The organism is Comamonas kerstersii (assembly GCF_002056725.1).
Taxonomy (GTDB): Bacteria; Pseudomonadota; Gammaproteobacteria; order Burkholderiales; family Burkholderiaceae_C; genus Comamonas; species Comamonas kerstersii.
Genome location: NZ_CP020121.1, coordinates 1,615,949 through 1,636,340, shown reverse-complemented (window position 1 = coordinate 1,636,340; position 20,392 = coordinate 1,615,949). Strand labels below are relative to the sequence as shown.

The following is a 20,392-nucleotide window of genomic DNA, read 5'->3' as shown; positions in this document are numbered from 1 at the left end:
GCTTATCCAGCAAGCGCTGGCAGCTATCAAAAACAAAGGCCGCATCTTGCGGCCTTTTTGCTGTGTACTTCGGTGCACTGCTGTGCATGCCTGCCCGCCGAACCAGCGAGCACGCTCCTCCTGCGCACGGTAAGAGCTGGAAGGACTGCAAAAAAAGACCACCCGAAGGTGGTCCTGTCATTCTGATCAATCAGGCCGTCAAGCAGCCTTATCGGAGTCACGCTTGCGGCGATCATGGCGTATCACCAGCCATGCAGCCACCAGCACCAGCAAGGCCATGCCATACCAGGTCAGCGCATAGACGGCGTGCGTATTGGTGAACTTGATCACGGTCAGACCCGCACGGGGCCATGTCTGTGGAACGGCCTGCCCAGGAAGGCCCTGGTCGATAAAGAAGGGCGCTGCATGCTCCAGCCCCTTGGCCTGTGCAATCGCAGCGACATCGCGTGAGTGCCAGCGGTCCTCATCCGGCGCGTTGTCGCGCATGAAGCCCCCCTTGGGCTCACTCAGGCGCAGCAGACCCGTCACAGCCACAGGCTCATCCGCAGCCTCTTGAGGTGCACTGGCAATGTGCTCGGCAAAGGCCTTGCGCTGATCCGCCGGGATAAAGCCCCGGTTCACCAGCACCTGCGTGCCATTGTCCAGCTGCATGGGTGTCAAGAACCAGAAGCCAGCGCCCAGGTCAGACACCGCCTGGGTCAGCACACTGCGGCCTTCCATCCACCGCCCCAGGGCCTGCACGGCCAGGTATTCGTGGCTGTCACGTCCGACCTGTGGCCACAGCGCAGGTGCGGGCAGGTCCACAGGCTGGCTGTGCACGCGTGTGTTGACACGCTCAATCAGATCCAGCTTCCAGGCGCGGCGCTGGACCTGCCAGGTACCCAGGCTGATGAAGGTCAAAAAAAGGGCGATGCCCGCTATCGCGAGCACCGCCTTCGTGAAGGTGATGCGAGAGGGCTTGCGCCCTCCCGAGGTTTGCACCGTCATGCTCAGTTGCCGTGTCCAGCGTGTTCCACTGCAGCAGGAGCCTGCGCAGGCGCTACCGCAGCTGCTTCAGCGCCATGTGGATACGCATGATGGTGAGGCATCATGTTGGCGTTCATGTGGAACATCACCCACAAGGTACCTGCGATGGTGATCATCACAAAGACGATGGAGAAGATGGTGGTCATCAAGGTCCAGCCGCCCTGGATCTTGCCGTTCATGTGCAGGAAGTACACCATGTGCACCACCACCTGAACCGCAGCAAACAGGCCCAGCACCATGACCAGGGTAGAGCGATCCTGAATCACGTCACCCATGACCAGCCAGAAAGGGATCACGGTCAGGATAACGGCCAGAATGAAGCCCTTCACGTAGTCACCAACGGTGACGTGCAGGTCATCATGCTCTTCGTGGTGGTCAGCGTGACCAGCGTGGATTTCGTGTGCAGCCATTTACAGCACCCCCATCAGATACACAAAGGTGAACACACCGATCCACACCACGTCCAAGAAGTGCCAGAACATGGACAGGCAGTTGATGCGGCGCACATTGGCGTGGATCAGGCCCTTTTGCTTGATCTGCACCATCAGCACGACCAGCCAGATCAGACCAAAGCTGACGTGCAGGCCGTGCGTACCCACCAGGGTGAAGAATGCAGAACCAAAGGCGCTGGTCTGAGGTGTCAGACCTTCGTGGATCAGGTGTGCAAACTCATACAGTTCCACAGCAACGAAGGCCAGACCCAGCAGACCAGTCACACCCAGCCACAGCAAGGTGCCGCCCACATTTTTCTTCTGCTTTTGCAGCATCGCCAGACCAAAGGTCAGGGAGGACACCAGCAGGAAGGCCGTGTTCACAGCCACCAGTGGCAAGCTGAACAGCTCGGCACCTGTTGGGCCACCTGCATAGCTGCGACCCAGTACGCCATAGGTGGCAAACAAGGCTGCAAAGATGAGCACGTCGCTCATCAGGTACAGCCAGAAGCCCAGCGATGTACCGTTTTCTGGGTGGGGTTCGTGCGCGAGATGGTATTCGCGCTGTCCCACCGCGCCAGCGGCGCTGGCGGAGATAGTGTGATTAGACATGGCGTGCAAGCTGTTGAGTACGAGCGTCTTCTGTCGCCTGCACTTCAGATGCAGGGATGTAGTAGTCGCGGTTGTAGTTGAACGTGTGAACGATCGAAGCAATGATCACACCAGCGAACGACACGATGGCCAGCCACCAGATGTGCCAGATCAGCGCAAAGCCCAGCACCATGGCAATCATGGAGATGACAAAACCAGCACCCGTGTTCTTGGGCATGTGGATGTCTTCAAAGCCATTCAGAGGACGCTGATAGCCGTGCTTCTTCATGTCCCACCATGCATCGACGTCATACACCACAGGTGTCTTGGCGAAGTTGTAGACGGGAGGAGGCGAAGAAGTGGCCCATTCCAGCGTACGGCCAGCACCCCAGGTGTCACCGTTTTCGTCACGGTTCTGGTTGCGTTGCAGGATCGAAACGCCCAGCTGAACCACAAAGGCAGCAATACCCAGAGCAATGATGGCCACGCCGATAGCAGCAATCACGAACCAGATCTGCAGTGCCTGGTCTTCAAAGTGGTTCACGCGACGTGTCACTCCCATCAGACCCAGGATGTACAGCGGTGTGAAGGCAATCCAGAAGCCCACCAGCCAGCACCAGAAGGACACCTTGCCCCAGAACTCATTGAGCTTGAAGCCGAAAGCCTTGGGGAACCAGTAGTTGATACCAGCCAGCAGACCGAACACCACGCCACCGATGATCACGTTGTGGAAGTGAGCAATCAGGAACAGCGAGTTGTGCAGCACAAAGTCAGCAGGTGGCACAGCCAGCAGCACGCCAGTCATACCGCCGATGGCGAAGGTACACATGAAGCCCACGGTCCACATCATCGGAGGCTTGAACTCGATGCGGCCCTTGTACATGGTGAACAGCCAGTTGAAGATCTTCGCGCCCGTTGGGATCGAGATGATCATCGTGGTAATACCGAAGAAGGTATTCACCGCCGCACCGGAGCCCATGGTGAAGAAGTGGTGCAGCCACACCAGCCAGGACAGCACAGTGATACACACGGTCGCATACACCATGGAGGTGTAGCCGAACAGACGCTTCTTGCTGAAGGTAGAAACGATCTCGGAGAAGATACCGAACACGGGCAGGATCAGGATGTACACCTCAGGGTGGCCCCAGATCCAGATCAGGTTCACGTACAGCATGGGGTTGCCGCCCAGCTCGTTCGTGAAGAACTGTGTGCCGAAGTAGCGGTCCATGGTCATCAGGGCCAGCGCCGCAGTCAGGATCGGGAAGGAAGCCACGATCAAGGCATTGGTACACAGCGATGTCCACACGAACACAGGCATCTTCATCAGATTCATGCCAGGGGCACGCATCTTGACGATGGTGACGATCAGGTTGATACCCGACAGCGTCGTACCCACACCCGAGAGCTGCAGCGCCCAGATGTAGTAGTCCATGCCCACGCCCGGATTCTGGTTACCCAGATTCGACAGGGCCAGCCAGCCATTGGTGGAGAACTCACCCAGGAACAGCGAAACCATCACCAGAATCGCGCCGGTGGCGGTCATCCAGAACGAGAAGTTGTTCAGGAAAGGGAAGGAAACGTCACGCGCACCGATCTGCAGAGGGATCAGGTAGTTCATGAAACCTGTGACCAGAGGCATGGCCACAAAGAAAATCATGATCACACCGTGTGCGGTGAAGATCTGGTCATAGTGGTGAGGGGGCAGATAGCCCATGCTGTCACCAAAAGCCATGGCCTGCTGGATACGCATCATCACCGCATCGGCAAAGCCGCGCAGCAGCATGACCAGGCCCAGAATGATGTACATGATGCCGATCTTCTTGTGGTCGATCGAGCAGATCCAGTCACGCCACAGAGGACCCCACAGCTTGAACTTGGTCAGTGCAGCCAGCACCACCAAGCCACCAAGCACCACGGCAATAAAAGTCGCCAGCACGATGGGCTCATGGGCCATCGGTATGGATTCCCAGCTGATCCGCCCGAGCAGCGGATCGTTGGGCAACGTTGTTGGTTCAGACATATTGGTCTCTTGCTAAATGACCGGAAAGCCAGCCTGTGCCAGCTTTCCAGCCGTTAACTGCTTATTGCTGCACGGGGCGCTGCTCCAGAAGGGCAACGACTTCGTCCGCGTTTTCCACAGAACACACATCCTGAGGCAGATTCAGACCGGCCGCCTTCATGTAGGCAGCGCCACCCTTGGCATCGATCTCCATCATCTGGCTCATGCACATCTTGCCTTCTTCCACGCACATGTTGAGGATGCGGTCATACAGACCGTCCTGCACGGAAGAGAAGCGTGTCACAGGATTGCGTTCGCTGGGCTTCACCAGTTCCAGATACTTGGCAGCATCCAGCGCCTGGCCTTCGTCCTTGGCTTTTTGCACCCAGGCGTCAAAGCCTTCGTTGTTCAGACCCAGGAACTTGAAAGTCATGCCCGAGAAACCTGCACCGTTGTAGTGCGAGTTCAGACCCTTGTAGGTACCTTCCTTGTTGATCACCGCATTCAGCTGCGTTTCCATGCCAGGCATGGTGTAGATCATGCCGGCCAGGTCAGGCACATAGAAGGCCGACATGGTCTTGGAGGCAGTGAGCTTGAAGAGGATAGGACGGTCCACAGGTGCAGCCAGCTCGTTCACCGTCGCAATACCTTGCTCGGGGTAGAAGAACAGCCACTTCCAGTCCAGCGACACCACCTGAACTTCCAGAGGCTTGACCTCGGCATTCAGGGGCTGCGTGGCGGAAATACGATCCAGTGGTCGATAAGGGTCCAGCTTGTGAGTGCTGATCCATGTGATCGTGCCCAGCACGATGATGATGATCAGAGGAACGCTCCAGATGACCATCTCAAGGGTGGTCGAGTGGTGCCACTCAGGGTCATACTCGGCTTCAGTGTTTGCCTGGCGGTACTTCCAGGCAAACAGCAAAGTCAGCAGGATCACAGGAACGATGATGACCAGCATCAACAAAGTGGCAGTCACCACCAAGTCACCTTGCTGGGCAGCGATGTCCCCTGCGGGATTAAGCACGACGGCCTTGCTGCAACCCGTAAGAGTTGCCGCCAAAGCTGCCGCAGCGAGCCAGAATGGCCCGCGGGTTTCCGTAGATTTAGGCATGCTGTAAACGCGAAAAATGCGCGCTGTTAGGGATAAACGCGGATTACAAAACCCGCCGAATGTACTCCTCCCCAACGACTCCCACCCAAGTCTTTTGATGCAACGCAGTGCATCGTGATGTTTTTCAGGAATTCCCGGTGGACGAATCAAACTTTTGACAACTGTCAAAACCAACGTAAATCGTTGATTATTCAGGAAATACTGAAATAATGAAAAGACTTGACAGATGTCAATCCCCACAGTGTATGCAGACAACACCCGCTGTCAAAAACCCTCGTCATAGCTGCGGTTTTTAGCGTGCCAGAGTGCTGCCCCTCGCTCTGGGCGAGCTGAGCACCCCGTTTCCCTGCATGCCCGGCATCGCATGAAAGATGTTTCCAAAACTTCCCGATGCCACCCGCAATCAAGCAAAGACCGCGCCAGCTTACCCTTAAAACCAGCAGGTCGTGCCAGCCTGCCTAGAATGACCGGCCGCTTTCCTTGTGAGCCTCTTCTACGCGCAGTACACCATGACCCAAGGCCTGATTCGCATCCGTGGCGCCCGCCAGCACAACCTGCAAAACGTTGACTTGGACATTCGCACCGGCGAGTTGACCGTGGTCACCGGGCCGAGCGGCTCGGGCAAGTCGAGCCTGGTGTTCGATACGCTGTTTGCCGAGGGACAGCGCCGCTACGTCGAAACCTTCAGCGCCTATGCGCGCCAGTTTCTGGACCGTATGGACAAGCCGGCCGTGGACCGCGTCGAAGGTGTGCCGCCTGCGATTGCCATTGACCAAACCAACCCCGTGCGCAACTCCCGCTCCACCGTGGGCACGATGACGGAGCTCAACGACCACTTGAAGCTCCTGTTCGCACGCGCCGCGCGTCTGTATGACAAGGAAACCGGCCTGCCCGTGCAGCACGACACGGTGGAAACCATTTACAGCCAGCTGCAGCAGCGCTGCGTTGAAGCCGGTGACCCACGCATTGCGCTGACCTTCCCCGTGGAAATGCCAGCCAACACCACACAGGAAGAGGTGGAGCAGTGGCTGTCGGCCAGCGGCTTTACCAAGATCCAGGCCGAGCGAGAGGTGGAACGCCCGCACGCGGCTGAAGAAATCCCGAGCAAAGGCAAGAAAGCCAAGGCCACCCCACCCGAAAAAATCAAGGTGCTGGACGTGGTGGCCGACCGCTTCCGCTTCAGCCGCGTGGAACGTGCGCGCGCCATTGAAGCCATTGAGGTGGCCCTCAAGCGCGGCTCCGGCCGCATGGTAGTGCACGTCATGCCCGAAGAAGGCGATGCCTATCTATGGAAGTTCTCGCAAGGCCTGCATTGCCCGGAAAGCAATCTGACCTATACCGAGCCCATGCCCTCGCTGTTCTCGTTCAACTCTGCGGTAGGTGCCTGTGAGGCCTGCCGGGGTTTTGGCCGCGTGATTGGCGTGGACTGGGGCCTGGTGATTCCGAATGAGAAGCTCACGCTGCGCACGGGTGCCATCAAGCCCATCCAGACGCCGGGCTGGAAAGAGATTCAGGACGATCTGATGCGCCATGCTGAGGCCGAAGGCATTCCGCGCGACATCGCCTGGAACAAGCTCACCGCCGAGCAAAAGCACTGGGTGATCGAAGGCTCGCCCTTGTGGAAAGGCCAGTGGAACAAGCAGTGGTACGGCATTCGCCGCTTCTTTGAATACCTGGAAACCAAGACCTACAAGATGCACATCCGTGTGCTGCTGTCCAAATACCGCAGCTACACGGAATGCCCCACCTGCTCCGGCGCACGCCTGAAGACCGAAAGCCTGCTCTGGCGCATCGGCAGCAAGGCGCAAGCCGACGCCGTGCTGCCACCCGCACAGCGCTTTATGCCTAATGGCGTCAGCTGGAACCGTGAACAGCTGGAAGCCCTGCCCGGCCTGTGCCTGCATGACCTGATGCGTCTGCCCATCACGCGGCTGCGCAGCTTTTTTGACAGCTTGAATCTGGCCAATGCCACGGGTCTGCCCGAAGGGGAATACCAGGCGCTGAAACTGCTGAACGAAGAAATCGGCACCCGCCTGAAATACCTGGTGGACGTAGGCATTGGCTACCTCACGCTGGACCGCCAGAGCCGCACACTTTCGGGCGGCGAGGTGCAGCGCATCAACCTGACCACGGCACTGGGCACATCGCTGGTCAACACCTTGTTTGTGCTGGATGAACCCAGCATTGGCCTGCACCCGCGCGACATGGAGCGCATCACCCAGGCCATGCACCGCCTGCGTGATGCAGGCAACACGCTGGTCGTCGTCGAACACGACCCGGCCGTCATGTTTGCGGCCGACCGCATGATCGACATGGGCCCCGGCCCCGGCGCACGCGGCGGCCAGATTGTGTTTGACGGCACACCCGAAGCACTCAAGCGTGCCGATACGCTGACGGGGGCTTATCTGGGCGGCCGCAAGCAGGTGGGCTTTGGCCTCAAGCGCATGGTCACCGACAGCACGCCGCGCCTGATTCTGGAAGGCGCGCGCGAGCACAATCTGCAAAACCTCAACGTGGACTTTCCGCTGCAGCGCCTGGTCACCGTGACGGGGGTGTCTGGCTCGGGCAAGTCTTCGCTGATTCAAGACATCCTCGCGCCCGCCCTGCTGCGCCACTTTGGCAAGCCCACGGACAGCCCCGGCGCGCACGACCGCCTGCTGGGTGCCGACCACCTGGCCGATGTGGTGTTTGTGGACCAGTCGCCCATTGGCAAGACTGCGCGCTCCAACCCGGTGAGTTACGTAGGAGCGTGGGACAGCATCCGCGAGCTGTTTGCGCTGGCCCCGCTGTCAGCCCAGCGTGGCTACACGGCCAGCAAATTCAGCTTTAACAGCGGCGATGGCCGCTGCCCCACCTGCGGCGGCTCAGGCTTTGAGCATGTGGAGATGCAGTTCCTCTCTGACGTGTATCTGCGCTGCCCTGACTGCAACGGCAGCCGCTACCGCGCCGAGATTCTGGAAGTCACGATCGAGCGCGGCGGCCGAGTCCTGAATGTGGCCGATGTGCTGGAGCTGACCGTGGCCGAAGCCGCGCTGCTGTTTGCGCAGGATGCAGACGTGATCCGTGCCCTGCAGCCCATCGTGGACGTGGGCCTGGAGTACGTGAAGCTGGGCCAGCCCGTGCCCACGCTGTCCGGCGGTGAAGCCCAGCGCTTGAAGCTGGCAGGCTTCCTCGCCGAAGCGGCCAAAACCACCTCCAAGTCCAAACAGAAGATTGCGCGCAAAGGCACGCTGTTCCTGTTTGACGAGCCCACCACCGGCCTGCACTTTGAAGACATTGCCAAGCTCATGCGCGCACTGCGCAAACTGCTGGAAGCGGGCCACAGCCTGATCGTCATCGAGCACAACCTCGACGTGATCCGTGCCAGCGACTGGCTGATTGACCTCGGCCCCGAAGGCGGTGACGGTGGCGGCCAGATCGTGGCCCAGGGTACGCCCGAAGAAGTGCGCCAAGTCCAAGGTTCACACACGGCGCAAGCCCTGCGCGAGTACGACCTCGCCATGGGCGTGGGCGGCCAGCTGGTCGAAGAAGTAGCCCCCATGCTCTACAAAAAAGAGCTGTCAGTGCCCACCAGACAAGCGCTAGAGGCCAAAAATGCTATTGAAATTGTCAATGCTCGTGAGCACAACTTGAAAGGCCTGAGCGTGGACATTCCACGCGGCAAGTTCAATGTGGTGACGGGGGTGTCCGGCTCGGGCAAGTCCACACTGGCGTTTGACATTCTGTTCAACGAAGGCCAGCGCCGTTATCTCGAATCGCTCAATGCCTATGCGCGCTCCATCGTGCAGCCTGCGGGCCGTCCGGAGGTGGATGCGGTCTGGGGCATTCCGCCCACTGTGGCGATCGAGCAGCGCCTCTCACGCGGCGGGCGCAAGTCCACCGTGGGCACGACCACCGAGGTCTGGCACTTTCTGCGCCTGCTCTATGTCAAGCTGGGCACGCAGCACTGCGTGCACGACGGCGCAGCCGTAGAACCGCAAACGCCCGAGCGCATTGCCGCCCAGTTGCTGAGCCAGTTCAAGGGCCAGCATATCGGCCTGCTGGCCCCACTGGTGGTGCACCGCAAGGGCGTGTACACCGAGCTGGCCGACTGGGCACGTCCCAAGGGCTATACGCATTTGCGCGTGGACGGAGCTTTCCTGCCGACCACAGGCTTCCCGCGCCTCGATCGTTTCAAAGAGCACACCATCGAGCTGCCCGTAGCCAGCGTGAAGGTCACGGCCGCCAACGAAAAAGAACTGCGCGCGCAGCTCGCCAAAACGCTGGAAATTGGTAAGGGCGTGGTGCATGTGCTCTCGGGCATTGAGGACCTGGAAGCTGCGATTGCTGCGCCCGAGCAGGGCAAGGGCGTGGGCACGCTACAGGTGTTCTCCACCCAGCGTGCCTGCCCCATCTGTGCGACCAGCTACCCGGAACTGGAACCCAGCCTGTTCAGCTACAACAGCAAGCACGGCTGGTGCCCCGACTGCGTGGGCACGGGCGTGAAGCTGAACAAAGACCAGCGCAAGGTCTATGACGACAGCACACTGGCAGAAGACAACCGGGGCCGCGAGCTGACGTTGACGGCGAATGAGGTCGAAGACCTCGAAGAATGCACTTGCCCAACCTGCGAAGGCACCCGCCTGAACGCCCGCGCCCGTGCGGTGCAGTTCCACGGTAAGGCAATTACCGAGCTGGCGCAGATGTCCGTGAGTGCACTGCGCGAATGGTTCCAACAGCTGTCCACCACAGGCCGTGAAACTGATATTGCACGCGACCTGATTCCGGAAATTCTGGGTCGCCTGGAGTTCCTCGAAGAAGTCGGCCTGAACTACCTGACGCTGGACCGTGGCGCGCCCACACTCTCGGGTGGTGAGGCCCAGCGCATTCGTCTGGCCGCACAGCTGGGCAGCAATCTGCAAGGCGTGTGCTATGTGCTGGACGAACCCACGATTGGCCTGCACGCACGCGACAACCACATTCTGCTCAACGCCTTGCACAAGCTCGGCGACAAGGGCAATACGCTGGTGGTGGTGGAGCATGACGAAGACACCATTCGCCGTGCCGACCATGTGATCGATATCGGCCCCAGCGCAGGCAAGCGCGGCGGCACCCTGGTGGCCCAGGGCAAGCCCGAGGACATCATGGCGGCCGAAGACTCGCAAACCGGCCGCTACCTGCTGCACGCCATGCGCCACCCTTACCAGCCACGCCGCCCGGTACATGGCGTAGCCGATGCCGCAGACCTTCCCGCCGAGGAAGCACCCAAGCCCAAAAAACGCACGAAAAAGCAGATCGCTGCCGATGCAGCCGCTGCCTTGGCGGCAGACAGCGCCGCGCTGAATGCGGAGCTGCAGCTAGCAGCCAGCAAGGCCACTGGCCCGCTGCACTGGCTGGTGGTCAATGGTGCGAACCTGCACAACCTGCAGGACGTCGAAGCCAGCGTGCCGCTTAAACGTCTGGTGGCGATTACGGGCGTTTCCGGCTCCGGCAAATCCACGCTGGCACGCGATGTCCTGCTCACCAATGTGGCCAACCTCGTAGGTCAGCGCAGCACCAAGGCGGGGCGCGAAGCCATGGAAGCAGGCAACACGCCGGCCCTCGTCGGCTGTGAAGCAGTCTGGGGCACGGAAGCGATTGACCGCGTGCTGGAAGTGGACCAGACGCCGATTGGCAAAACGCCGCGCTCCTGCCCTGCCACCTATATCGGCTTCTGGGACACCATCCGCAAACTGTTTGCCGACACTTTGGAGGCTAAGGCCCGTGGTTACGGCGCTGGTCGCTTCAGTTTCAATACTGGCGAAGGCCGCTGCCCCGCCTGCGAAGGCCAGGGCATGCGTACCATCGAGATGAGCTTTCTGCCCGATGTGAAAGTGCCTTGCGAAACCTGCCACGGCGCGCGCTTTAACCCCGAAACGCTGGCCGTGACCTGGCGCGGCAAAAGCATTGGCGATGTGCTGAACATGGAAGTGGATGAGGCCGTGGAGTTCTTTGCCTCCATGCCCAGCATTGCCCACCCGCTGCAGCTGCTCAAAGATGTGGGCTTGGGCTATCTCACGCTGGGCCAGCCCTCACCCACGCTGTCAGGCGGCGAAGCCCAGCGCATCAAGCTGGTGACCGAACTGACCAAGGTACGCGACGACATCACCAAGCGCGGCAACAAGACGCCGCACACGCTGTATGTGCTGGACGAGCCCACCGTGGGCCTGCACATGGCCGATGTGGACAAGCTCATCCGCGTGCTGCACCGCCTGGTGGATGGCGGCCACAGCGTAATCGTCATCGAGCACGACCTCGATGTGATTGCCGAGGCCGACTGGATCATTGATCTGGGCCCCGAAGGCGGAACGGGTGGTGGACGCATCGTCGCAGCCGGTACACCCGAAGAAGTGGTGGCGCTGGGTACGCACACGGGGCAAGCCATCGCCCCCGTGCTGGCACGCCAGTAAGCAGACGGCTGGCTGCTCAGGCAGCCAGCACTGCAACCACGCCTCGGTCAATGCCATAGCCGGGCTGCATGCCACCTTGGCTTTCCATGTGGTGCGCCAGCCGCAGCCATACTCTGCCGGATTGTGCAGTCTGGCCAAGGCGCAGACACTGCAGGGCATGCACCAACACATATCTACGACACACGAGGGGGCCGCACAAGGCGGCGTGCGCTGGCTGCTGCGTGCCGAGGGCTTGGCCCTGCTGCTTATCAGCGGTGCGGCCTATGCCCACTGGGGCAGCCTGGGCTGGGGCTGGTTTGCTGCGCTGTTTCTGCTGCCAGATATTGCCTTCATCGGCTACGCCACCGGGGCACGTACAGGAGCACTTTGCTACAACGCCACACACGCCACTTTAGGCCCCGCGGCTTTGCTGACATTTGCTCTGTTTCAGGGCCATGCACTGTGTCTGTCGCTGGCGCTGATCTGGCTGGCCCACATTGGCTTTGACCGTGCACTGGGCTACGGCCTCAAATACACCCAGGGCTTTGGCTGGACGCATCTGGGCCGTATCGGCAAGCAGAACATGGGCAATTAGAGCCGGCAACACGACCCAGCAAACCACAGGTTTGCGCTTGAGACGAGGCGCGAAGCCGCAGGCAGTACAAGTCGTACGACAAGGCTTCGCAACGACGTATCAAGGGTAGTGTTGGCGGGGCTTAAGGCGTCAGCCCACCTTTGGATAGCGTGACCTGCAACGCCTCCAGGTTCTGCGGCGTCACATGGATCACGCCTTTTCCAGGCACATCAATTTCCGAAATCATGAACAGGGCCAGTGCCGTCACAAATGGCACGACCAGCAGCCAGGCCTGGCTGCCTGCGCGCATGTGGTAGCCAATCAGGAAGTTGGAACACACACCAAACACAATCAGGATCAGCCACGCGGCCAGCGGAATCTGGTTGCGCCAGCTGGCCATGGTCTGCTGCTGGCTGATGTAGAGCTGGTTGCAGGCCTCTACCAGCGACATGGATACGGGGTTCGGCGCCTGTTTGGCCACGCCACTGACGAAGTTCCACATCTTGGTCTGCAGCTGAATGGACTGCATGCGCAGCGCTGCACGCTCCGTATCGGAGGGCGCCTGATAGAACGCGATGCGTGAGGCCAGGTACTTATCGAGTATGGCCTCGGCCTGTGCCTGCGCTTCTGTAGTGGGCAGCAAGGTGGTGCGCTGGAAGGCATTGGCCAGCGCCATGGCTTCATGCTCTTCGGCACTCACACGTGTGTTGTAGCCACTGATGGCAAACGACAGCAGAAAACCAATCAGCAGACCAAACAGCGACAGCGTCGCCCCCAGCACAATCTTGATGCCTTCATCCTTGGCAGGATTCTGTTTGCGCTGCTGACGCCCGATCACACTCCCCACCCACGATGACAGGGCCAGCACCACAAAAATGGCCAGCAGCATCTTCAAGGATTCAGCATCCACCAAGGCAAGCAATTCAGACATACAGGGCATCCGGTCAAAAACTGCCGCGATTCTAGGCAAGCACTGCTGCATTTTTTGCAGTCATGGCGCACAGGTGACAGCAACCAAGGGATTCCCCCCAACGCCTGCACATGCTTCTTCTCTACATTGAAAATGTCGCCCATCAAAAAGTATGGCGACATTCAGGGAGCGGCAGCATCCACTGCCTTGCAAATACAACAACGGAGACAAGCACATGGTATTCACCACCCGCCGTACAGCACTGGCCGCTGCACTGGCCATCACCGCGCTGGCCGCCACAGGTCACACCATGGCCCAGGACGGCAGCAACTGGCCCACCAAACCCATCAAGCTCACCGTGCCTTACACCCCAGGCGGTTCTACCGACATCGTCAGCCGCACCGTGTTTGAAGCTGTCGGCAAACGCCTGGGCCAGCCCGTGGTGATCGAAAACAAGCCCGGCGCCAACAGCACCATTGGCGTTTCGCAGACCGCACGCTCCCCGGCTGATGGCTACCACTTTGTCAGCGTCCTGGCTGCCTATACCGTGAACATGTCGCTGTACAAAAAGCTGCCCTACAAGGCCAGCGACTTTGTGGCTGTGAGCCATGTGGCGGATCTGCCCATGTTTCTGTTCACCTCGAACAAGCTGCCCGTCAGCAATGCCAGAGAACTGGCCGAGTACGGCAAGCAAAATCCGCTGAACTATGCCTCCAGCGGCACAGGTGCCAGCGCCCACATGATCGGCGCACGCTGGGCACAGGAGAACGGCCTGAATGCCCAACATGTGCCCTACAACGGCAGTGCGCCCATCCTGTCTGACCTGATGTCTGGTCAGGTCGACATGCTGTTTGACCCAGCCCTGGTGCCCATGCCGCATGCCAAGACGGGCAAGATCAAGGTACTGGCCGTGGCCTCCAAGCAGCGCTGGCCCGGTGAGCCCGATATTCCCACCATGGAAGAGTCCAGCTTCCCCGGCTTTGTGATGAATTCCTGGGTGGGCGTGCTGGCCCCCCAAGGCACGCCGCAGCCTATCGTGGACAAGCTCTCACAAGCCATTGCAGAGGCCGTCGCTTCCCCCGAAGTCAAGAGCAAGCTGACACAGCTGGGCTTTGCAGCCGTGGGCAGCAGCCCGGCCGAATTCCAGCAGCTGATCGATCAGGACACAGCCATGTACCGCGGTGTGATTGAAAAAGCCCAAGTCAGCATCGACTAAATCGTCGCTCTCCAATACGGCCAAGGCCTGCATGCGCGCGCGTGCAGGCCTTTGAATTTCATAGCTGGTAACGCTTGCGACTCAAGGTTTTCAGATATTTTTATATGGAAAAGCAAGCAATTACAAGCGCTAAAAGCTCTTATTTTTGCAGCAGGTGTGCTGCCAGCTGCACAAAGCCGTCACCACGCTCTGCGGTGCAGACATAGCGCGGCAGGTGCTTGAGCTGGGGCACAAAGCGCGCAATATTGGCCACGCCTACGCTCAGGGGCATGTGCTGGAACATCAGCTGGTCATTGGTGGAGTCGCCGATGTAGACCCACTGGCCCAGCGTGGCGTCCAAATCCATATCAAACAGCTCGCGCACAATCCAGCGTGCGCCTTCGAGCTTGTTGTGGTCGCCAAACCAGCCATTGATGTGGATAGAGCTGACCGTAGCGTTCATGCCTGCTTCACGCATGATGGCCACGCACTCGTCGATCTGCGCCTGCGGCATATTGGTGAACTCGCTGTGGTCCACGGCAATATCGCACTCACGGCCATGCGAGTCGGTGGCGCGCTGGGCGCCGGGCACTTGCTGCTCGATCTGCGCCAGCACTTCCTGCATGCGTGCAAAGTTGCGCACGCGGGTGTCGTCGTCCTGCTGGTAGAGCTTGTCCAGACCGCCCTCAGCATTGCGACGCAGCGCCACTGCGCCGTTCTCGGCCACGATGGCATCCACAGGCCACGCGCGCGCAAACGGCACGCTCCAGCCCACAGGGCGGCCCGTAATGGGCACCACCTTCAGGCCTGCATCTTTCAGGCGGCCGATGGCCGCAACGACATGCTCTGGCACCACGCCATCGGTGGTCAGCGTGTCATCAATATCGGTCAGCACGCCCAGGATATTGGAGGGCACGGGCAATTCGGACAGGGGACGCAGAAAGTCTTGGCTCACAACACACTCTCAAAACAAACCCGTGCCAAGCACGGGTTCAACAATCACACACTGCCACGTTGGGCAGATCGGTCAACGAAGCGGCGCAGACGCGACGCACCGGCGAAGACAGTAGCAGCGCTACGGCGAGCCGGTGCAACAAAGTCTGCAGGCCGATATACCCAACGTCTTAGTTCGCAGAACCAAGGCTTAGACCTGCATGCTCGCGCAGCGGATGGAAATGAATCTTGGGGAAACGCTCCTGCGCCAGACGCACGTCATACGGGCTGGTGCACAGGAAGGCCAGGGTATCGGCCGCATCGTGCGCCAGACGCATGGGATAGGCGTTTTCAAACTCGCGCAGCTCCGCAGGCGTATCTGCCGTGATCCAGCGTGCGCCGGTGTACTGACAGCCTTCCAGACGCACATCGCAGTCGTACTCGGTCTTGAGGCGGTGCTGCACCACTTCAAACTGCAGCTGACCAACCGCGCCCAGCAGCATATTGCCGCCCACATCGGGCTTGAACACCTGAATCGCGCCCTCTTCGCCCAGCTGCATCAGTCCCTGCTGCAACTGTTTGGTGCGCAGCGGGTTCTTCAGCACCACGGTCATGAACATTTCGGGTGCAAAGAAAGGCAGACCGGTGAACTGCAGGTTGGGGCCGTCAGTGATGGAGTCCCCCAGCTGCACACCGCCGTGGATGGTGAAGCCAATGATGTCGCCTGCGTAGGCTTCATCCACGGCTTCGCGGCGCTGGGACATGAAAGTCACCACCGAGGTGGGGCGCAGCTCCTTGCCGGTGCGCTGCACCTTCATCTTCATGCCGGGGGTGTATTTGCCCGACGCCACACGCACAAAGGCGATACGGTCGCGGTGGTTGGCGTCCATATTGGCCTGCACCTTGAACACCACGCCCGAGAAGCCCTTGTCTTCGGGCCTGATGATCACTTCCTGGCGCTGGCGGTTGACCTCGGTGAAAGCCACGCGGGGTCCGGGCGGGGGCGACATATCGACCACAGCGTTGAGCACTTCCATCACGCCGAAGTTGTTCACACCAGAGCCGAAGAACACGGGGGTCAGCTTGCCCGCCAGGAAAGCTTCGTGGTCCCACTCGGCCGATGCGCCCTGCGCCAGCTCCATGGATTCCATGGCATCGTCAAAGGCCTGGCCAAAGCGGGCGCGCAGCGTATCGACTTCGGTCAGCGGAATGACTTCAAAGTCTTCCGGACGCTTTTCGCTGCCAGGCGCAAACACCGTCATGGTCCTGGTCTGCAGATTGATGATGCCGCCGAACAGCTTGCCCTGACCCACAGGCCAGGTGATGGGGCAGCAGGGCATGCCCAGCTCACGCTCGACTTCATCCATGATGTCCAGCGGGTCGCGCACTTCACGGTCAAACTTGTTGACGAAGGAGATGATGGGCGTATTGCGCTGGCGGCAGACCTCAATCAGACGGCGGGTCTGCGACTCCACACCGTTGGCCGCGTCAATCACCATCAGCGCCGAGTCCACAGCGGTCAGCACACGGTAAGTGTCTTCCGAGAAGTCCTTGTGGCCGGGGGTGTCCAGCAGGTTGATGACGTGGTCGCGGTAGCTCATCTGCATCACGGACGATGCCACCGAGATACCACGCTGCTTTTCGATTTCCATCCAGTCGGATGTCGCATGGCGCGACGCCTTGCGGCCCTTCACGGCACCCGCGATCTGGATCGCGCCCGAGAACAGCAGCAGCTTTTCGGTCAGCGTGGTCTTACCCGCGTCAGGGTGGGAAATGATGGCAAAGGTGCGGCGACGCCGTGTTTCTGGAGCGTATGACACTGGATGGGGGACTATTCAGGCGCGGCTGCTGCCACGCGTTGCGACAAAGGGCCGCAAGCGCATGCTGCTCAAGCGGGCCTCTCAAATGTAAAGAGGCGCAATTTTACGGGAAAGCGCCCTGGCACGGCGTGCCAGCAGCAGGTGTCACACAGACCAGCAAGGGCAAGCCTTGACGGCAGCTCTTGCAATGCAATCAATCACTTAGCAGCTGACTGGGCCATATCCCGCGCAATCTGCCCGTCCACGATTTCCACCACCCGGTCACACTGCTGGGCCAGCCGTGGGTCGTGGGTGACGATCAGAAATGCCGTGCCCAGGTCGCGGTGAATCTGGCGCAGCAGGGCAAACACCTCCTGCGAAGACTGGGTGTCCAGATTGCCTGTGGGTTCATCGGCCAGCACCAGCGGGGGCTGCTGCACCAGCGCACGCGCAATCGCCACGCGCTGCTGCATGCCGCCGGACAGCTCGGCCGGTTTTTTGTGCAAAGCTTTTTCCAGCCCCACAGCCTCCAGCAAATCCATGGCCCTGCGGCGGTCCTGCCCGGTCACCACCCCCTGTGCCATCAGTGCTGGCAGGGTGACGTTTTCCAGCGCCGTAAATGCAGGCAGCAAATGGTGGAACTGAAACACAAAGCCCAGCGACTGGCGGCGCAGCAAGGTCAGCCCGTCGTCATCCAGATCGCTGGTTTCACGCCCCTGCAGCCGGTAGCTGCCGCTGCTCATGCGCTCGAGCAGGCCCAGCACATTGAGCAAGGTACTTTTGCCTGAACCCGAGGGGCCCACCAGAGCGATGAACTCACCGGGCTGAATGCACAGGTCAACGCCATGCAGCACCTCTACCTCACTCGGCAAGCCCAGGTTGTAGGACTTGCGCACGCCCTGCAAGGCAATCAGTGGCGGGGTTGAAAAAGACTTTTCAGTAGGCATGGCTTACATCCGGATCGCCTGCGCAGGGTCCAGCCGCGCGGCACTGCGTGCAGGGGCTACGGCTGCCAGCACGCCACAGAGGGTAGCGGTCAAGGCGGCAGACAGGGCATCCTGCCAGGTCAGGCTGATATCAAACAGCGCGCCGCCGCCAGCCCCGCGCGCCATGGCGGTAAACAGCAGCACCAGCGCCCATGCCAGCAGCAGTCCGGCCACCGAACCCAGCGCGCCGACGATGGCCCCTTGCAGCAGAAACACACGCAGCACCTGGGCGCGCGTCGTGCCCATGGCACGCAGAATGCCGATTTCCTTGCGCTTTTGCACCACGCTGACCACCAGCACGCTGGCAATGCCCAGCACCACCACGATCAGCACCACCGCCCGAATCACGGCCGTACTGATGCTCTGCGCCTTCAGCGCAGAGACCAGCTGCGCATTCGTGGCCTGCCAGCTTTCAATCTCATAGGGATAGCGCTGGCGCAGCTGCTCCGCCAGTACTTCGGCCAGCCAGACGTCGTCCACTTTCACGTCCAGCACCGTGGCACCACCGGGCAGCCCCAGCAGGCTCTGAGCACTGCGCAGCGGAATGATGACGGTGCGCCGGTTCAGATCTTTGACGCCCATATCCAGCAGTGCGCTCACCCGCACAGGCTCTTGCACGCTGCCTGTGTCTATGGTGAAGCGGTCACCCGGGCGCACACCCAGGTCTGCGGCCAGCTCCACACCAATCATGGTGTCCCCCGGCTGCAGGCCCCAGGTGCCTGCAACGATTTTTTCACGCAGATTCACGATGCGCTGGTAACGCTCCAGCTCCACGCCCATGATGGCAATGGACTGCGTGGCCTCGCCGCGCAGCGCCAGGCCGGAGCCAGACACCATGGGTGAAACCGCCACCACGCCCGGTTCTTGCTCCAGCACGGGCAGTAACTGCTGCCAGTTGTCCACGGAGCGCAACCGCTGCGCACGCGGCTGGGTGTCTGACAGCAGCCAGGTGCCGGGTGCTGCCGCCGACAGCGGAATCACCACATCCTCAGGCGCACGCAGGCTGATATGGGCCTGTGTACCCAGTGTCTTGCTCACGGTATTGGCCTGCAGTCCATTAATCAATGCTGCAATGTAAGTAATCACTGCCACACCAGCAGCCACACCACCGACGATCAGCCAACTCTGCATTCGCCCTTCGCGCAGAAAGCGCAGGGCCACCTGCCATTCAAACCGCCAGGGCAGATGCACGCTCATGGGCGCACCTGTGCACGCACGCGCTGGTCAGGCTGAGCGGGTGGCAGCAAGACCAGTTCACCAGCCTGCAGGCCAGACTGCACCTGTGCTGCCTCCAGCGTGCGCAGGCCCAGCTGTACGGGGCGCGGCGTGGCTTTGCCGTCATCCAGCACCAAGACCTCGCTGCCATGCAGGGCCTGCAAGGGCACGACCAGAGCCTGATCGACCTTGCCCGTCTCCACCGCCACGGACAAGGTCATGTCTTCACGTAAAAACGCAGGGGGTGCTTCATCCAGCGCCAGCTTGACTTCTACCGCACCACGCTGGGCATCCACGCCCGGCGCAATCGAAACCACTGTTGCCGCCAGTCGCTGAGATGGGAAGGCATCTGCCACCACGGTCGCGCTCTGGCCTTCACGCAGCTGGTCCAGATAGCGCTCATCCACCTGCGCCACGATCAGGGTGGGCCCATCGAGCGCCAACTGCAGCAAGCTTGTACCCGGTTGCACGATCTGCCCTGGCTCTACATCGCGCAGCAGTACCTTGCCATCGCTGGGCGCCACGATGCGGGTCTGCTGCAGTTTGGCCTGCGCCGCAGCCAGTGCCGCCTGTGCCTGCTGCACCTGCGCTTCAGCGGCTTGCAGCTCCGCGCCACCATTGGCGGATGCCGCAGCCTGTGCCTGTGCGGCCTGCAGCTGTGCGCGCGCAACGTCCAGCGCCTTGCGCTTGTCGTCCAGTGCTGCCTGGCTCAGAAAACCCTGCGCCACCAGCTGCTGGTTGCGCTGCCAGTCGGCTTCGGCCTGCGTCAGCCCAGCCTGTGCCTGTGCCAGCAGGGCCTGATGGCCGATGCGGCTGTTGCTGCGCACATTGGCCAGCTGTGCTTCTGCCTGCGCCAGACTGGCCTGCGCCTGCTGCACGGCGGCCTGCTGCTCCGCAGGTTCGAGCTGCACCAGCAGCTGCCCAGCCTGTACGGCATCGCCTTCGCGGACTTCCACGCTGTCCACACGGCCGACGATGGTGCTGCCCACACCTACGCGCGAGCGGGTTTCCACCCGTGCCGAAAACTGCAGGGTACGCACCAGTGGCTGGGCCTCAACCCGCACGGCAGGCACCACCGGTCCACGCCACTTTTGTACACCGGCATAGGCAGCCACGGCCACGATGGCTGCGGCTACGCCCCACCACAGGCGCTTGCGGCCAGAATGTTCCGTTGCTGGTTGCTTGTTGCTTGGTTTGGCGTTCAAAAACATC

Annotated in this window: 14 protein-coding genes; 3 read left to right on the top strand and 11 right to left on the bottom strand. The window is 60.7% G+C overall.

Annotation, left to right across the window (positions count from 1 at the left end):
* Nucleotides 1-198 precede the first annotated feature (198 nt).
* The 5 genes from B5M06_RS07590 to cyoA form a co-directional block, all read right to left on the bottom strand.
* On the bottom strand, nt 199-987 hold the full coding sequence (locus B5M06_RS07590; protein WP_054065902.1) for an SURF1 family protein: 789 nt from the start codon (nt 985-987) through the stop codon (nt 199-201).
* A gap of 2 nt (nt 988-989) precedes the next feature.
* Complete coding sequence (gene cyoD / locus B5M06_RS07585) at nt 990-1,436, bottom strand: cytochrome o ubiquinol oxidase subunit IV (RefSeq protein WP_054065903.1); 447 nt, start codon at nt 1,434-1,436, stop codon at nt 990-992.
* Nucleotides 1,437-2,117 (bottom strand): cytochrome o ubiquinol oxidase subunit III, encoded by a 681-nt coding sequence (gene cyoC, locus B5M06_RS07580; RefSeq protein ID WP_240184045.1) that lies wholly within the window; start codon nt 2,115-2,117, stop codon nt 1,437-1,439.
* The gene (cyoB, locus tag B5M06_RS07575; RefSeq protein WP_054065905.1) at nt 2,062-4,068 is read right to left on the bottom strand and encodes a cytochrome o ubiquinol oxidase subunit I; all 2,007 of its coding nucleotides are present in this window, start codon (nt 4,066-4,068) and stop codon (nt 2,062-2,064) included. Before cyoB ends, cyoC begins: the two co-directional genes overlap by 56 nt.
* A 61-nt stretch (nt 4,069-4,129) precedes the next feature.
* On the bottom strand, nt 4,130-5,161 hold the full coding sequence (gene cyoA, locus B5M06_RS07570) for a ubiquinol oxidase subunit II (protein ID WP_054065906.1): 1,032 nt from the start codon (nt 5,159-5,161) through the stop codon (nt 4,130-4,132).
* 509 nt (nt 5,162-5,670) lie between these two features.
* On the opposite strand from cyoA, the gene uvrA reads away from it, so the two are divergent.
* Both uvrA and B5M06_RS07560 read left to right on the top strand, forming a co-directional pair.
* The gene (gene uvrA / locus B5M06_RS07565; RefSeq protein WP_054065952.1) at nt 5,671-11,589 is read left to right on the top strand and encodes an excinuclease ABC subunit UvrA; all 5,919 of its coding nucleotides are present in this window, start codon (nt 5,671-5,673) and stop codon (nt 11,587-11,589) included.
* A gap of 157 nt (nt 11,590-11,746) precedes the next feature.
* Nucleotides 11,747-12,163 (top strand): DUF4260 domain-containing protein, encoded by a 417-nt coding sequence (locus B5M06_RS07560; protein ID WP_054065907.1) that lies wholly within the window; start codon nt 11,747-11,749, stop codon nt 12,161-12,163.
* A gap of 121 nt (nt 12,164-12,284) precedes the next feature.
* Here B5M06_RS07560 and B5M06_RS07555 read toward each other — a convergent pair whose 3' ends face one another.
* On the bottom strand, nt 12,285-13,073 hold the full coding sequence (locus B5M06_RS07555) for a bestrophin-like domain (protein ID WP_054065908.1): 789 nt from the start codon (nt 13,071-13,073) through the stop codon (nt 12,285-12,287).
* A 214-nt stretch (nt 13,074-13,287) separates the two neighbouring features.
* Here B5M06_RS07555 and B5M06_RS07550 point away from each other — a divergent pair, with 214 nt between their 5' ends.
* Nucleotides 13,288-14,268 carry a tripartite tricarboxylate transporter substrate binding protein gene (locus B5M06_RS07550; RefSeq protein ID WP_054065909.1) on the top strand — a complete coding sequence of 327 codons (981 nt, stop codon included), beginning with the start codon at nt 13,288-13,290 and terminating at the stop codon, nt 14,266-14,268.
* Nucleotides 14,269-14,407: 139 nt separating this feature from the next.
* Here B5M06_RS07550 and B5M06_RS07545 read toward each other — a convergent pair whose 3' ends face one another.
* The 5 genes from B5M06_RS07545 to B5M06_RS07525 all read right to left on the bottom strand — a co-directional run bounded on the left by B5M06_RS07545 (nt 14,408) and on the right by B5M06_RS07525 (nt 20,385).
* Complete coding sequence (locus B5M06_RS07545; RefSeq protein ID WP_054065910.1) at nt 14,408-15,202, bottom strand: HAD-IIB family hydrolase; 795 nt, start codon at nt 15,200-15,202, stop codon at nt 14,408-14,410.
* Between the two features lie 169 nt (nt 15,203-15,371).
* Nucleotides 15,372-17,000: a peptide chain release factor 3 gene (locus B5M06_RS07540; protein WP_054065911.1), complete on the bottom strand. Its 1,629-nt coding sequence runs from the start codon at nt 16,998-17,000 to the stop codon at nt 15,372-15,374.
* Between the two features lie 197 nt (nt 17,001-17,197).
* On the bottom strand, nt 17,198-17,926 hold the full coding sequence (locus tag B5M06_RS07535; protein ID WP_054065912.1) for an ABC transporter ATP-binding protein: 729 nt from the start codon (nt 17,924-17,926) through the stop codon (nt 17,198-17,200).
* A 3-nt stretch (nt 17,927-17,929) separates the two neighbouring features.
* Nucleotides 17,930-19,162, bottom strand: coding sequence for an ABC transporter permease (locus B5M06_RS07530; protein ID WP_054065913.1), 1,233 nt, complete (start codon nt 19,160-19,162; stop codon nt 17,930-17,932).
* The gene (locus tag B5M06_RS07525) at nt 19,159-20,385 is read right to left on the bottom strand and encodes an efflux RND transporter periplasmic adaptor subunit (RefSeq protein ID WP_240184019.1); all 1,227 of its coding nucleotides are present in this window, start codon (nt 20,383-20,385) and stop codon (nt 19,159-19,161) included. Before B5M06_RS07525 ends, B5M06_RS07530 begins: the two co-directional genes overlap by 4 nt.
* Between the last annotated feature and the right edge of the window lie 7 nt (nt 20,386-20,392).